This is a genomic window from Holdemania sp., assembly GCF_986127675.1.
This window is the reverse complement of the sequence record NZ_CFQZWI010000026.1, coordinates 1-15,274: the sequence shown is the minus strand read 5'-3', so window position 1 is coordinate 15,274 and position 15,274 is coordinate 1. Positions and strand designations below refer to the sequence as shown.

Here is a 15,274-nt window from a genome sequence, read left to right as displayed (position 1 = left end):
TTAAGCCTTCCTGCCGGATCACCGGCGCGCTGCGCGGGCTTAAAAGATTCTGATGCTGCGTTCATCAAATTTTCCTCATTGAATTTTCCTCATTCCTGATTTTAAGTTTACCTGAAAATTCCGCAGCCGTCAAAAATCTGCGAAATGAATTCGTGTCCGCATCAAGAGGTTGAGTTTCAGAACGAAAAAAGCAGCGATTTCGCAAAAAGGAAAGCATTCGAAAAAGCAGGATGAAAATTGAATCAAAAAGTCATGAACCGCGTCTTGTTTTTTGATTATTGAACCGATATAATTCTCATAGTTAATGTTTACTTTGAGCTTCAAAGCCTGATGCCTCACCGCTTCCTGACACACTTTCAAATTTAAGGAGGACCGGGATGAAAACCTTTTCGCAGCCCCACACTGAAGACCTGTCATTCAGTCAACAGAATATCTGGAATCTGGAACAAGCGCTGCCGCACACGCCGATCAATCACATCAGTACCACTTTGTTTATCGACGAAGGCTTTGACGCCGAAGCTTTGCAGCGAACGCTGAATGCCGTCGTCCAACATGATGAAACGCTGCGAACGCGGCTGACGTTGATCGAAGGCCGGCCGCGCCAGTATTTTGTTCCGTTTGTTTCCCAATCCTTTCCCGTGCTGGATTTCTCAGCGGTAAGCGAAGCGGAATTCGCCGTTTGGCAAAAGGCAATGACACAGACGCCGATGCCATATCTGGATCAGCCTTTGATCCATTTTTATGGCTTTCAGATCGGGGAAACGTGCGGCGGCGTGCTGATTCTGGCGCATCATCTGATTTCCGACGGCTGGGCGCAGGTGCTGCTGCACAACCGCATCGCCGCGCTGTATTGCCGCGCATGCCGCGGTGAGAGTCTCAAGGAAGCTGAGCTGACGCCGTATCGGGAACACCTGCGTCAGGAACAAGCCTACCTGCGCAGTCCCCGCTACGAGCGCGACCAGCAATTCTGGCAGCGGGAAACCGCGGCATGGGAAGCGCCAAAACCATTGCGGACCGCGCCGGTCTATCCCCCAAGTCCAATATCAAAGCGGTTCAGCCGCCCGCTTTCAGAAAGCCTCAGCCGGCGGCTTCAAGCCTTCTGCAGCGAGCGTCAGATCTCTCCGTTTATCATGATTCTGTTGGGACTGACCGTTTATCTCAGCCGGGTTCACGCCCAAAAAGCGCCGGTGATCGGCGTACCGGTAATCAATCGTTCCCAATCCAAAGAAAAAAATGCCGGCGGGATGTTCGTCAGCACGCTGCCCTTTCGCTGCGAAACAGATCCTGCGCAGACAGCGGATCAGTTCTGCCAGACGCTCAACGATCAATGGTACCGCCTGTTAAAGCATCAGAAATATCCGTTTACCGAAATCATGAAACTGGCCCGCGCTCAGCAGCCGGAACTGGAAGCCTTGTTTTCGATCGCGCTTTCCTATGAAGACACGCGCTTAACCCCGCCTTCGGACACCACGGTCCATTTCAGCGGCGCCTGGCATTTCAGCGGCTGGCAGATGGAGGAATTATGCCTGCACGTCAGCCATCGCGAAACCGCCGCCCTGCAGATCGACTACGATTATCAGGTCCAGAGCTTCAGCGAAGCCCGGATCGCGCAGCTGCATCAAAGCCTGACCGTGATCCTCCAGGACGTGCTGACTCATCCGGATACGCCGTTGAGCCAACTGCGCGTGCTGGAAGAAGCCGGAGAAGACCGCGTTCTGTATGCTTTCAATCCACAAGCCGCAGCCGTCTGCTCTTCAACGCTGACCGCCCGCTGGCGTCAGATCGCAGAAAATCAGGGACAGACGATCGCGATTGTCGATCAGGACCGCAATCTGACCTTTGCCCAGCTCAATGCTCAGGCGGAAGCTTTAGCCGCGCAGATTTTAACTTTACCGCAGGAAAAACCGCTGCGGATCGCGCTGCTTCTGCCGCGGGGCGAAGCTCTGATCACCGGCATGCTTGCGGCGATGCTCAGCCACGCCGTGTGGATCAACCTCGATCCTGCCCAACCCGCAAACCGCTTGAAAACGCTGCTTGCACAAACGGGCGCAGACTTGATCATCAGTTCCTGCGCGCTGCGCGAACAGCTGGACCCGCAGCGGCGCTGGACCTGGAAAACGATCGAAGATGATCAGTTTCATCCGGCCGCGCTTGCGGACGCCCCGCGTCCCTTCACGCCGCCGGAGACAGCGTATATCGTCACTACCTCGGGCACGACCGGAACCCCCAAGGGCGTCCTGGTCGGTTCCGCCAGTTTATGCAACTTTATCGACGCGATGGCCGGCGTCTATCCGCAAAATCCGGTGCTTTCGTTATGCAGCCCGGCGTTCGACGCGTTCCTGATCGAATCGATTTGCGCGTTATTGAATGGACGAAGCGTGGTTTTCGCTGATGCGGAAGCGGCGGAGAACCCGGCCCAGCTGGCCGATTACATCGGCCGCTATCACATCGGCATGCTTTCCCTGACGCCTTCGCGCTTGCAGGCATATCTCAGACATCCGGCATTTTGTCAGGCGGTCTCCCGGCTGGACTGTCTGGTCTCTGCGGTGGGGAAGCTTATCCTTCCGCCCTGCTGCGTCAGCTCAAGCGCTGGACATCGGCGCGGCTTTATAATCAATATGGTCCCAGCGAGGCGACGATCGGCGTCTGCATGAAAGAGCTGTCGCACGCCCGCCGGATTACCGCCGGCCAGCCCCTGCCCGGCTGCCGCCTGCTCGTGCTCGATCCCACAGGCCAGCCGTTGCCTTGCGAGAGTATTGGCGAACTGTGGATCAGCGGTCCCTGCCTGGCGCTGGGCTATGATCAGGATCGCGCCAAAACCGACGAAAGCTTCCAGCCGCTGACTTGTTTACAGGGAGAACGTGCCTATCGTACGGGCGATCTGGCTTATTGGACGCAGGATGGCGAGATCGTGATCGCCGGCCGTCAGGATCAGCAGCTCAAGGTGCGCGGGTACCGGATTGAAGCGCAGGAAATCACCGCTCAGCTGCGCCGGCTGCCGCACATTCAAAACGCCGCGGTCGTGCTTCAGAATGACCGCCGCACTCTGGCAGCCTACATCGTCAGCGATCAGCCGGTCGATCCGGCCGGTCTCAGGCGCGCCTTAATGGAACAGCTACCCGCGCCGGTCGTCCCGTCCGTTTATCTTGCGGTTGACGAACTGCCGCTTACCGCTAACGGCAAGCTGGATCCTAGCCGGCTGCCGCCGCTGCCCCAGTCCCCTCAGCCCCTCAGATCCGCCGCCGCTTCCGCGGCTCAGCGCTGGCTGCTCGATCAGCTGCGTACGCTTCTAAAACGGCCGGACATGCAGCTGGACAGCGATTATTTCGCTTACGGCGGGGATTCGTTGATCGCGATGGAATTGTTAAGTTTAATCGAAGAAAAATTTCAGATCCGTTTAAAAACGGCGGATCTTTACCACCTGCGCACCGCCGCGGCGATCGGCGAAGTGCTGGACGGCGGGCAGTCTGCCCCGCAGCCAAAGCCGCAAGCGGCTCCAAAACAAAAAACCTATCCGCTGAGCTTTCAACAGAAAGCGATTCTGGCGGATCTGCTTGCCGACCCGGAAAACGACGCATACCACATGCCGGGCTTGTTCACGCTGCCCGACACACTCGATATCGACCGCTTACGTCAAGCGTTAGTCCAACTGGTGCAGGAAGAAGAACTGCTGCGCACCGGCTTTGTCCTGGATGATGGAGAAATCCGAATGCAGGTTCACGACAAGGTCGCCTTCAACGTCGAGATCATCGAAGCAGGACCGGATTGGGATCCGGCGGCGTTAATCCGGCCGATGGATCTGGCCAGACCGCCGCTGTTTTCCGCCGCCCTCATTCATCGTAAAGAAGGCTGGGCGCTGGGACTGGACATGCATCATCTGATCAGCGACGGGCTGACGACGCCGTTACTGCTTTCGCATCTCGACCAGCTCTATCAGGGACGTGTCTGCAGCTCGCCGGCGCTCACCTACAAAGACGCGGCCTGGGCGATGCAGGATGGCCCTGCGGAAGATGATCTTGCGTATTGGAAAAAGACGCTGACCCCGCTGCCGAAACCGCTGCTTCTGCCGCAGGACCGGCGGGAACAGCCGCATCAGGGAGGCAGTCAGCTCATCTATGATCTGAGTCTGGAAGGCTCGGAAAAGATCCGCACGTTCTGCGCTGCGAAGCAGCTGACGCCGGCCGCCCTGTTTGCCTGTGCGGCGCTGATTCAGCTGGCCCGCTGGAACCAGAGCGACCGGGTCGTTGTCGGAATGCCGGTCAGCGGCCGGACGCAGGCGGCGACGCAGGCGATGCCGGGGTTATTCATGCATACGCTGCCGTTGGCGCTTCAGCTTGACCCTCAGATGCGGATCAGCGCGCTGCTGGCGCGCGTGCAGAATCAGCTGGCGGCAATTCAGGATCATCAGGCGGTCAGTCTGGAAGATTTAATCCGGATGTTCAATCTGCCCCGCCAGGTGGGCGGCAACGCCGTCTTCGGCCTGTTGTTTTCGCTGCGGCCGATCGCGGCGGACCAGCTGCGCTTAGCCGGGCAGCCACTGGGCTGTCAGCCAGTGGCGACCGGGTTAAGCAAACTGCCGCTAACCGAGGAAGTTTATTGGGAAGCCGGCCGCTGGCATTTCTGCTTTGAATTCGAAAACCAGCGCTACCGCGAAGAAACGATCCGCTTCTACCAGCGCAGTCTGGAACACATCGTCATGACTTTAACGAAGGAGGATCCGGTCTGGACTGAATTGGACGTGCTTGCGCCGCTGGATCGCTACCGCTGCCTGGACGCGCCCAACGCTCTGCGCGTGCCATATTGCGGACTGCCGCTGGACGTGCAGATTCGCCAACGCGCCCGGCTGCATCCAGACCATCCGGCTCTGCGCTTTCATCAAAAGACGACGACCTTTGCCGAGCTGATCGAACAGGCGGATCGTCTGGCTGGCGCACTGATGCAGAACGCTTCGGCCAAGCCGGCTGGAATTCTGTGTGAGCGGGGCGAGGGACTGTTTGTCGCAATGCTCGCACTGATGCATTGCGGCCGGGCATATGTTCCGCTGGATCCGGACTTCCCTTCAGCCCGGATCGCAACGATGCTGGATCAGGCCGGCGCCGATCTGATCGTTGGAACTCCGGCTTTATTAAAGAAATTGAATCTATCGCTTTCAACCTGTTCCGTGCTCGCTCAGGGTTCGGTGCTGACTGAGGCGCCGACCCGTCCGCTGGACGCCGTGCATTATTGCCTGTTTACCTCCGGCTCCACCGGTCTGCCCAAAGGAACGCAGATCACTTACCGCAACACCGCGGCATTTCTGGAATCAATGCGGCCGCTGCTCGGCGGATGCCGGCGGGCTCTATGCGCGACCAATCCGGTTTTCGATGTCTTCCTGACGGAAAGTCTGATCGCTCTGGCGTTGGATATGACGGTAGTGATCGCCGATGAATCCCAGCTGCGCCTGCCGTGGGAGCTGGCCGCCTTAATCCAGAATGAGGGCTGTGATTTCGTGCAGTTCACACCGACGCGAATGCAGATGAACATGGCCGACGCTGCATTCCGGGAAGCGTTGGCTTCGGTCAAAACAATCATCCATGTCGGGGAAGCGCTGCCCGCGCCGTTAGTGCGCCAGATTGCCTCCTGCACCTCAGCCCGGATCCTCAACTGTTATGGTCCGACGGAAACGACGGTGTATGCCACGTGGGATGAAGTTTCCAAAACCCCGGTCACCATCGGTATGCCGCTGGCCAATTACGTAACCTATGTCTTAAACGAAGCCCGTCAGCGCTGTCTGCCAATGCAGAGCGGCGAGCTGGTGATCGGCGGCGCCGGGGTCGGATTGGGCTATATCAACGCCCCCGATAAAAACACGGCGTTCGTTCAGGCTCCGCAGCAGCCTCAGCGGCGGTTTTACTTCACCGGCGATTTAGTCCGCGTCAATCCGCAAGGCAAGCTGGAATATCTTGGCCGGCGCGACAGTCAGATCAAGCTGAACGGCCACCGCATCGAGCTGCAGGAAATTGAGCAGCAGCTTTTGCGTCTTGCGGGCATCCGCGAATGCGCCGTGATCCCGCGGATTCAGGATCACGAGGTGCTCTCGCTGCACGCGTTTGTCTCGGGCAGCGAAGAAACGGACTGGCGGCCGGCGTTAAAATCCATGCTGCCGGACTTCATGATCCCCTCCTCGCTAACGTGGCTGGATCATCTGCCGCTCACCGCCTCCGGCAAAACTGACCGGCGGGCGCTGGCGGCGTTGATTGAAACTGCCGCTGCCGACCGGCCTTGTACTTCCGAAGGAATTCAGCCCGAAATTGAAATGCCGCCGGTTGTGGAAGAAGCCGGCCCCGCCGATCTGGCGGCGATGTGGCGGAAGGTCTTGAAGCGTTCCGAACTGGACGAAAATCTGTCATTTTTCGATCAGGGCGGCACTTCGCTGGGCGCTTTGACGTTACTGACAGAATATTACAATCTCGGCCTGCATTTGACACTGGAAGAGTTCTACGCCCACCCGACGTTAGCTGAACAGCGTCAGAAAATACAGCCGGAGTGGCAAGTCCAAAAGCCGGTCTCCCCCCGGTTAGACAAGTTCCCGCTGCAATCCGATACACCGGTCAACTGGCGCAGCCCGCTGATCAGCGGCGGTTCCGGTTTCTTCGGCCTGCATCTGATCGACGTGCTGCTGACACAGAACCTGTCGTGCTCGATCGTTGTCCTGTCGCGTTCAGATAAAGCCACGCTGCTGGAAAAAGCGCAGGCGTTATTCGGCCCGGAATGGGTCGGCCGTTATCAGAACAAACTTGTCTGCCTGCATGCCGATCTGACCCGCTCTGATCTGGGATTGTCCGCCGCAGAGCGATCACGGCTGCAAGCCTCGCTGACGTGCGTCGTGCACAGCGCCGCCGAGGTCAGTCACTATGGCCGCCGCGATGCCTTTCTGGCCGCCAACGTCGAGAGCACCCGCAACATGCTTGCCCTCGCCCGGCAAATCAACGTCCCGCTGGTGCATGTCTCCACGCTCAGCGTCAGCGGGTCGTATCTGCCCGCCGATCCGCAGAAACCGGCAAGCTTTTGCGAAACCGATCTCGACATCGGGCAGAACTGGAACGAAAATCTGTACGTTGAAAGCAAATTTCTGGCCGAACAGGCCGTTCGTCAGGCAATCGCTGCCGGCCAGCCGGCGCGGATCCTGCGCTTAGGCCGGCTGTGCGGGCGGCATCGGGACGGTCAGTTCCAGCGCCATCCGCAAACCAACGCCTTCTGGCGGCTGTGTCAGGCCATCCTGCAGGTCGGCTGTCTGAATCCGGTGCTGGCACAGACCGCGGCGGAGGTCACGGCGGTTGACGAATGCGCCCTGGCGGCCGTCGCCGGCCTGCGTTCCCGCCTGACCGTTTTGCATCTGATGAATCCTCATTTGCTATCATTTAAGGAAATTTTCCCGCAGCTGCCCATCGTCGGCGACGAACAATTCGCCGCTGCGCTGCAGCGGGAAGCCGGTTCAGGCAGCGATGTGATCGGCAGTCTGATCGAACAGCTTAATCAGCTGGAAAAGCAGCCCGTTCAAATCCAGCCCGACGCCGCTGTGACGCTGCAGGCGCTGGACGCGGAAGGCTACCGCTGGCCGCTTCCGCGTCCCGACCGCGAGCTGGCCCAGCTTTGTCAGAAACGAGGTGAATCCCGATGATAACCAACGGCGCCCTGATTACCTTCTACATCTCCATCATCGGTCTGGTGCTGATCGTCTCGCGCAACCTGCGCACCAACCGCAGCCACCTGATCAATAAAATCTATGTCGCGTTCTCGATGATTCTGATCGAATGGATGACCGCTCTGGTCGGCATGCGCTTCACCGCGCCCGGCGATGAAATCATGCTTTACATCTGGGACGCATTGTCCAATTTCGGCACAAGCATGGCGCCGGTGCTGCTGCTTTTGATCGCGCTGGTCTTCACCCATCATTACGACAGTCTGCCGAAGAAAGTCCGCGGCCTGTTTATCGTCCCGGTGCTCACTAACATCATGATTTGGACCAATCCGCTGCATCATCTGCATTACAAGCATTTCAGCGTGATCGCCAGCGAGGTCGTGTTCGGCCCCTACATGTATATCAGCGGCGGCTACAGCTACCTGTGCATGATCGCCGCGATCTGCATCATCCTGCACTTTGCCTTTAAAAGCAACAACCGCCTGTATATGCAGCAGGCCGTCATGTTCTCCTTGGGCACGCTGATTCCGTTAGTCGTCAGTATGCTCGCAACGCTCAAAATTCTGAACCTGTCGATCGCTGCGACACCGATCAGCTTTGTGTTCACGGTCATCTTCCACGGCATCGCGATCGAGAAGCTGAATTTCCTCAACATCACGCCGATTGCGACGCAGCACATCCTCGACTGGATTTCCGACTGTTATCTGATCCTCAGCGAGACCGGGCTGGTGCTCAACTATAACCAGCCGTTCGCCCAGATTATCGGCAGCCGCTGCGGGATTGAGATCAACAAGCCGCTGATCAACATCCACCGCGATCACGATCCCAGCGCGATGACGGCCGTCTACAATCTGATCAGCTCCGTCGAATCGTCGCGCGAAAGCCGCAGTTCGATCGCCTATGAACAGTCGATCGTCGCCGACGGTCATCTGCATTACTACATGGTCGAGGTCACGCCGTTAATCATGAATAAGGTGATCGTCGGATTCAGCGTTATTTACAAGGACGTCACCAAGCTGAAGGAAAGCATGCAGAAATTACAGAATTCACAGAAGCGGATGATGGAACGGGAACGGCTGGCTTCGTTAGGTCAGATGGTCGGCGGTATTGCGCACAACTTGAAAACGCCGATCATGTCGATTGCCGGAGCGCTCAACGCGATGGATGATCTGGTCGACGAATGTCAGCGCAGCTTCGGCGATCCGGAGGTCACCCCGGCCGATTACAAGGAGATCGCTCAGGAAATGACGGACTGGATTCACCGCTGCAAGGATTCGTGTTCGTACATGTCCGACATCATCACGGCCGTCAAAGGCCAGGCCGCCAGTATGAACGCCTCCGATAAGGTCACCTTCACGCCCGAGGAACTGCTGCGGCGGACGACGCTGCTCATGCGCCATGAGCTGACCGTCCACAACTGCCAGCTCATCGCAGAAAACTGCGTGCCGCCTGCGGTTGTGCTGCATGGGGATATCAACAACCTCGTTCAGATCGTCAACAACTTCATCGCCAACGCGATCGACGCTCAGCTGCCCCAATCCGACCACACCATTCGCTTAAAGATCTGGCAGGAAGACGACCAGCTCTCGCTCTCGGTCAGCGATCACGGCAGCGGCATTTCCGATTCCGTGCGCCGTCATTTATTAAAGGAAATGATCACATCCAAGGGCACCGCCGGAGCCGGTTTGGGATTGTATATGTCCAAAGCGCTGATCCAGGGAAAGTTTGACGGCGAACTGTGGTTTAACGATAACCCGGGCGGCGGCGCGGTGTTCGGGTTCACGATTCCGCTCAACAGCGAAGTCCTGCAGGAAGAAAACCTGCCTAAATCTGAAGAAAGGAGTCCCTTTTGATGCGTAAAAATCGCAAAGGTCAGATCCATAACGAGTTCCGCCTGCTGGTGTTGGACGACGATGAAATGATCACGCTGGCGCTGCGCTCTTATTTTGAGGGCTGCGGCTACACCGTCGACATTGAAAGCAATCCGCGGCGGGCTATCGAAAAAATCCGTCTGGATCACTACGACATCCTGCTGCTGGACTTTCTGATGAATCCAATCTGCGGCGACAAGGTCGTCGAGGAGATCCGCAAGTTCAACACCGATCTGTTTATCATCCTGCTAACCGGCCACAAGGATCTGGCGCCGCCGGTCAAGACGATCCGTGAGCTGGACATCCAGGGCTACTATGAAAAAAGCGATAAATTCGATCAGCTGGAGCTGCTGGTTGAATCGTGCGTCAAGTCGATCCGCCAGATGCAGACAATCCGCCGCTACCGCGACGGACTTAACGAAATTCTCGGCAACGTCACGACGTTGTATCAGGATCAGAATCCGCAGCAGCTGATCGCGGCGATCGTGGAACAGGTGCGTTCTCTGTGTCATGAAGACGACGTCTTCGTGATGCTCAACCCGCAGAACATCCCCTCCTTCAGCGAAAAAGTGTCGCTGGTTTCCTCGCTGTTATTAAGCGGCAGCGGCGATTATGAGCTGGACGCGGGGCAGTTTATGCGGCTGTACTATCCGAATTTTCTCGACGCGATCCAGCGGATAAAAAGCTCCCGTCAGCCGGATCTGTGCGAACAGCGCCTGGCCCTGCCGCTGCATGATGAAAGCGGGCATTTTCTCGGCATGATCGGAATTCATTTCAGGCAGGCCCCGGCCGAAACACTGATTCAGTTATTGACGCTCTACAGCCGTCAGGCGGGTTCGGCGATCGCGCGGATGGTTCTGCATACGGTCTTGCAAAGCCGCAACCATCAGCTGAAAGAAACGAACAAGCAGCTCAAAGACAGCTATATGGAAACGATAACGGCGGTCCGGCTGATGGTTGAAGCGAAAGATATTTACACCCGCGGCCATTCCGATCGGGTCAGCTATTACACGACGTTATTGGCTAAAAAACGAATTCAGGATCCGCAGCGGCTGGAGCTGATCCGCCTGGCCGGCCTGTTTCACGACGTCGGCAAGATCGGCGTCCCGGATTCCATTTTGACCAAGCTGGGACCATTAAGCGAGGAAGAATTCGCGCAGATCCGCCGCCACAGCGAGCTGGGCTGTCAGATTCTTTCCACGATGAGCTTCTTTCAGGATATCGCCGGCATCATCCGCGGTCATCACGAACGCTGGGACGGCAAGGGTTATCCCGATGGTCTGGCTGGTACCCAGATTCCGCTGGAATCGCGGATGATCGCCGTGGCCGACGCGTTCGACGCGATGACCTCGTTTAGGGCCTACCGCCAGTCGCTCTCGCTCGATCAGGCGCGGGCCGAACTGATCCGCAACAAGGGCACGCAGTTTGATCCGCAACTGGTCGACGAGTTCCTGGAGCTCTTAAATGATTACGACAAGATCCATGCGCAGCTGGAATGGACATTCCACGAACTTTAGGAAAGGGACCTCACAATGAAAAATTATGCCTATTACCCGGCCGACGACTACGCTACCTTCCGCCAGTTCATCGACGGCACAAGCCGCCGTTTTGCCGAAAAAGAAGCGCTGGTCAGTTACGCCGCGAAGGGGGAACGCCGCAGTCTGACCTTCATCCAGCTGAAGCAAAACGTCCAGGCGTTAAGCGAAGCCTTCCGGCTGGCGCTGCCTGAAGGCAACGTTGCGATCATCAGCGAAAACAGTATCGAATGGCTGCTTGTTTACTTCGCGCTGATCATCAGCGGCCGCACCGCCGTGTGCATCGACATCGAACAATCCGACGACGTGCTGCGAAGCATGGTCATGCAGGCGGACTGCACAGCCTGTTTTCTTTCCCCGGCCTTCCAGCCTGTCGGCAGCCTGTTATGCCAGGAAAATCCGACGCTGAAGCAGTTGATCTTGATGGAAGGCGAAGGTGAATTCACGCTGAAGACGCTGCTGAAGCAGGGGCAGGCCCTCGTCAAACGCCGTCAGGGCGTCTGGTCGTTTCCCGATCATCCGCAAAATTTTACCGCTTCGATCGTTTACACCTCCGGTACGACCAGCACCTCCAAGCCGGTGATGTTGTCGGAGGTTGGCATTCTTACCAACGCCGCTGACTCGATGCGCCTGGTCGGGGTCGGTGCGACGGTCTTCACCTCGCTGCCCTTCTATCACACCTATGGCCTGACCTGTTCCGTCATCAACATGCTTCTGCATGGCAGCACGGTCGGGGTCAACGGCTCATTAAAAACGATGATGCGCGATTTGAAAGCCTTCGCGCCGGAAACAATGATGGCCGTGCCGCTGATCGTCGAGACCCTTCATCAGAATATCTGGCGCACGCTGCGCAAACAAGGCAAAGAAGAAGCCCTGCGCAAATATATGAAGCTGTTTCAGTTCTGCCGCAAATTCGGGATCACGCTGCACCCCGCGTTTCTGCAGCCGATCCGCGACGCTTTCGGCGGACATTTGTCGCTGATCATCTGCGGCGGCGCGCACCTGTCGGCCTCAATCGGCGAGGAAATGGAGGCCTTCGGCTTTCAGATCATCCAGGGCTATGGGATCACGGAATGTTCCCCATTACTGGCGGTCAACCGCAATAAGGACCGCCGCGTCGACACTGTCGGTCATGTTTTGCCCAGCTACAAGCTGAAGCTTAAGGACGGCGAAATTCTCGTTCAGGGCGTGTCCCTGATGCAGGGGTATTATAAAAATGAAGAACTGACGGCCGCAGCGTTTGACGAGGGCTGGTTTATGACCGGCGATCTGGGCAGTCTGGATAAAAACGGACATCTGACGATTACCGGCCGCAAGAAAAATCTGATCGTGTTTAAGAATGGTAAGAAAGTCTCCCCGGAAGAGATTGAAGGTTATGTCAGTTCGCTGCCGCTGATCAAGGAGGTCATGGCCTTCGGGCTGAACTCCTCCGCCCATGCCGACGACGTGCGGCTGGCTTTGATGGTCTATCCGGATCCCGAGCTGACCGCCGGAATGTCGCCGTATGAAATATTAGAACAGCTGCAGGCGCAGATCGATCAGGTCAACGAAACGCTGCCGGCATACAAACAAATCCAGATGATTAAGCTGCGCGATTCTGAATTTGAGAAAACGGCGACCAAAAAAATCAAACGCAGCACCGTTTTAGAAAAGAGGTAACGGCCGACTATGCTTGAAAAAATTATCGCGATCATCATCGCTGAAACGGGTCAGCCGGGCGTCAGCGTACAAACCGATCTGGTCCGCGATCTCCAGCTGAATTCCTTCGATATCGTTAATATTGTCGCAGCGCTGGAAGAAACGTTTGACGTTGAGATCAATGTCCGCAGCATCCGCAAAATCCGCAATGTAAAAGATATTCTGGCTACCTTGACCGAACTGGGCGCGCATGAATGAGCCGCTGCGGGGACTGTGGCGCTTCAGCGCTGATTTCAGCGGAAGCGACAGCGCGCAGCGGCTGAATCAGGCACTGTCCTGGCTGGCAGATCAGCACCTGCTGCCTTTTGTCCCGGTACAAAAGGTTGTTTCCGCCCGGGGCAAGCCAGCCTTCGCCGATCTGCCGGGGCTGCATTTCAGCATCTCCCATTGCCGGCAGGAGTGGATCTGCCTGATCGCCGGCGCGCCGGTGGGCATCGACATCGAACAGCCCCATCCCTGCCGTCAGGAAGCGATTACCCGCCGGTTCTTTCACCCCCGGGAACAGGCCTGGCTAACCCAGTATCCGGAAGCCTTTTTTTCACTGTGGACGGCGAAGGAAAGCGTCGTCAAATGGTCGGGAAAAGGCATCGGGGAAGATTTTTCCCGCTTCAGCGTCATTGATGAAGCAGGCCAGCTGCACGATACCCCAAACTACCGATTGATCCCCTTTGTCACAAAAAAAGGAACGCCCGGCACGATGTGCCTGAGCGCTTCCCTGAGGGATACGGTTCATGATTATTTTTTAGACTGAAGTTCGCTAAGCCGGACGAAACGCGTGCCGGTGCGGTGCGCGAATTGTTCGTCATGGGTGACGACCAGAATCCCCAAACCATCCTGTTTCGCCAGCGACTGAATGATGTTGGACACTTCCAGCGCCGATTGTTCGTCCAGCGCGCTGGTCGGTTCATCAAAGCACAGGATTTCCGGCGCCAGCATGCAGGCCCGCGCGATCGCGGCCCGCTGCTTCTGCCCGCCGGAAAGTGAATTGGGATAGGCGTCCGCCTTCTCCGCCAAATTCAGCTGTTGTAAAAGCCTGCGGGCTTTTTTTTCAGCTTCCGCCCGATTCATCCGTTTCTGATGAACCGGCGCCTTGATCAGATTTTGCATGACGGTCCAATGCGGAAACAGATTCCAGTTCTGAAATACCAGTCCGATCTTCTGCCGGTATTCCATGGGCGACTGCCAGCGGCCATCCTGACACAGCACCGTGCCGGAAAGTGAAATCGTGCCCTTTTCCGGCAGCTCCAGCCCGCACAGACAGCGCAGCAGCGTGGTTTTTCCAGCGCCGGAGGGTCCCATCAGACACACGATCTCACCCGGATCCACGCGCAATGACACATTTTCAAAGACCGGCGTCCTGCCGAAGGTCTTGGCGCAATTTTCTGCGATGCAGCTCATGACTTGCCCTCCTAATAATAACTGATGCGTTTCTCAATCCGTCCCAAAAGCCAGCTGAACCCGCCGCACATCGCCAGATAGAGAATCCCGACGACGACAAACGGCAGTGCGGTCGCATACGTGTTGACGGCGGAACGGCCGGCTTTCAGCAGCTCTGAAGCCCCCAAAACGTAGATCAACGACGTGTCCTTGACCAAATTCAGGACTTCGTTGCCAATCGAAGGCATCGCCGTGCGCAGCGCCTGCGGCAGCTGAATCCGAAAGTAGATATAGCGGCGGGAGAATCCGAGCATCTTCCCGGCTTCCGCCTGTCCAGGATCGACTGCGCTTAACGCGCCGCGCAGAATCTCGATAAAATAAGCGGTATAATTCAAGGTGAAAGCGATAAAAATCGACAGTTCCCGGCTCAGCGTCAGGCCGAGATACGGCATGCCGAAGAAGATGAACATCAGCTGCAATAACAGCGGCGTCCCCCGCATCAGCGTGATGTAGCCGCGAAACAGCGGCTTTAAGGCGCGGCCGGAAAACTGCTGGAGCGCCTGAAGCAGACAAGCCAGCGGCAGCGACAGGATCAGCGTTATAAAGAATACCTGCAGCGTGACCCCGGCGCCAGCCAGTAATGACGGCAGAATCTGACGGATCATGCTTATTCCCCGAACCACTTGGCGTTCAGCGCCGCCGTTGTGCCGTCTTCATTGCAGGCCTTCATCGCTTCGTTGATCTTCTCCAGCAACGTCGTATCCTGCTTGCGCATTCCGACTGCGTATTGTTCCGTTCCAAAATTCTCGTCCAGCACCTTGTATTTTTCCTGACCTCTTTGCTTCATCACATACCGCGCCAGCACTTCGTCGACGACGATCGCCTGCGAACGGCCGGCTTCCAGATCCATAAAGCAGTCGATGTTCGTATCGAATTCCTCCGGCGCGCCGTTTTTTAACGCAGACGTGAACGCAGCATCGGCGCTGACCGCTTCCAAGGCGCTCGATTCCTTCTGCACCGCGATCGTTTTCCCTGCCAGATCCGCTTTGGAATTGACCTCGGAATCCGCCAGCGTGATGATCAGCTGGCGGTTTTCCAAGATCGGAAGAGCG

At 57.1% G+C, this 15,274-nt stretch carries 10 protein-coding genes; 7 read left to right on the top strand and 3 right to left on the bottom strand.

The annotated features are described in order from the left end of the window. The first annotated feature begins 377 nt into the window (after positions 1–377). Genes AC5OW4_RS06015 through AC5OW4_RS05985 form a run of 7 tightly spaced genes read left to right on the top strand, consistent with a single transcriptional unit; the run spans position 378 to position 13,536 of the window. Positions 378–2,654 (top strand): condensation domain-containing protein, encoded by a 2,277-nt coding sequence (locus AC5OW4_RS06015; RefSeq protein ID WP_493676761.1) that lies wholly within the window; start codon positions 378–380, stop codon positions 2,652–2,654. Beyond that, entirely contained in the window at positions 2,570–7,660 is a 5,091-nt protein-coding gene (locus AC5OW4_RS06010; RefSeq protein ID WP_493676766.1) for an amino acid adenylation domain-containing protein, read from the top strand. Before AC5OW4_RS06015 ends, AC5OW4_RS06010 begins: the two co-directional genes overlap by 85 nt. Beyond that, positions 7,657–9,534 (top strand): histidine kinase N-terminal 7TM domain-containing protein, encoded by a 1,878-nt coding sequence (locus tag AC5OW4_RS06005; protein ID WP_493676760.1) that lies wholly within the window; start codon positions 7,657–7,659, stop codon positions 9,532–9,534. The genes AC5OW4_RS06010 and AC5OW4_RS06005 overlap by 4 nt, the downstream gene beginning before the upstream one ends. Next, positions 9,534–11,069, top strand: a complete 1,536-nt coding sequence (locus tag AC5OW4_RS06000) for an HD domain-containing response regulator (RefSeq protein WP_072684093.1) — start codon at positions 9,534–9,536, stop codon at positions 11,067–11,069. The genes AC5OW4_RS06005 and AC5OW4_RS06000 overlap by 1 nt, the downstream gene beginning before the upstream one ends. Positions 11,070–11,084: 15 nt before the next feature. Beyond that, positions 11,085–12,746 (top strand): AMP-binding protein, encoded by a 1,662-nt coding sequence (locus tag AC5OW4_RS05995; protein WP_493676759.1) that lies wholly within the window; start codon positions 11,085–11,087, stop codon positions 12,744–12,746. A 9-nt stretch (positions 12,747–12,755) separates the two neighbouring features. Continuing rightward, positions 12,756–12,983: an acyl carrier protein gene (locus tag AC5OW4_RS05990; protein ID WP_072684091.1), complete on the top strand. Its 228-nt coding sequence runs from the start codon at positions 12,756–12,758 to the stop codon at positions 12,981–12,983. Further along, the gene (locus tag AC5OW4_RS05985; protein WP_072684090.1) at positions 12,976–13,536 is read left to right on the top strand and encodes a 4'-phosphopantetheinyl transferase family protein; all 561 of its coding nucleotides are present in this window, start codon (positions 12,976–12,978) and stop codon (positions 13,534–13,536) included. Before AC5OW4_RS05990 ends, AC5OW4_RS05985 begins: the two co-directional genes overlap by 8 nt. Here the strand turns inward: AC5OW4_RS05985 and AC5OW4_RS05980 are convergent. The 3 genes from AC5OW4_RS05980 to AC5OW4_RS05970 form a co-directional block, all read right to left on the bottom strand. Then, positions 13,521–14,183 carry an amino acid ABC transporter ATP-binding protein gene (locus AC5OW4_RS05980; RefSeq protein WP_195396727.1) on the bottom strand — a complete coding sequence of 221 codons (663 nt, stop codon included), beginning with the start codon at positions 14,181–14,183 and terminating at the stop codon, positions 13,521–13,523. The genes AC5OW4_RS05985 and AC5OW4_RS05980 overlap by 16 nt on opposite strands. A gap of 11 nt (positions 14,184–14,194) precedes the next feature. Then, a complete protein-coding gene (locus AC5OW4_RS05975) occupies positions 14,195–14,827 on the bottom strand; it encodes an amino acid ABC transporter permease (protein WP_072684088.1) in 633 nt (210 codons plus the stop codon). 2 nt (positions 14,828–14,829) lie between these two features. After that, a partial coding sequence (locus AC5OW4_RS05970; RefSeq protein ID WP_493676758.1) for a transporter substrate-binding domain-containing protein occupies positions 14,830–15,274 on the bottom strand: 445 nt, incomplete at its 5' end.

Bases quoted from the DNA above. Each gene is read 5' to 3' on its own strand.
- AC5OW4_RS06015 (WP_493676761.1), top strand. From the start codon at position 378: ATGAAAACCTTTTCGCAGCCCCACACTGAAGACCTGTCATTCAGTCAA.
- AC5OW4_RS06005 (WP_493676760.1), top strand. From the start codon at position 7,657: ATGATAACCAACGGCGCCCTGATTACCTTCTACATCTCCATCATCGGT.
- AC5OW4_RS06000 (WP_072684093.1), top strand. From the start codon at position 9,534: ATGCGTAAAAATCGCAAAGGTCAGATCCATAACGAGTTCCGCCTGCTG.
- AC5OW4_RS05995 (WP_493676759.1), top strand. From the start codon at position 11,085: ATGAAAAATTATGCCTATTACCCGGCCGACGACTACGCTACCTTCCGC.
- AC5OW4_RS05990 (WP_072684091.1), top strand. From the start codon at position 12,756: ATGCTTGAAAAAATTATCGCGATCATCATCGCTGAAACGGGTCAGCCG.
- AC5OW4_RS05985 (WP_072684090.1), top strand. From the start codon at position 12,976: ATGAATGAGCCGCTGCGGGGACTGTGGCGCTTCAGCGCTGATTTCAGC.
- AC5OW4_RS05980 (WP_195396727.1), bottom strand. From the start codon at position 14,183: ATGAGCTGCATCGCAGAAAATTGCGCCAAGACCTTCGGCAGGACGCCG.
- AC5OW4_RS05975 (WP_072684088.1), bottom strand. From the start codon at position 14,827: ATGATCCGTCAGATTCTGCCGTCATTACTGGCTGGCGCCGGGGTCACG.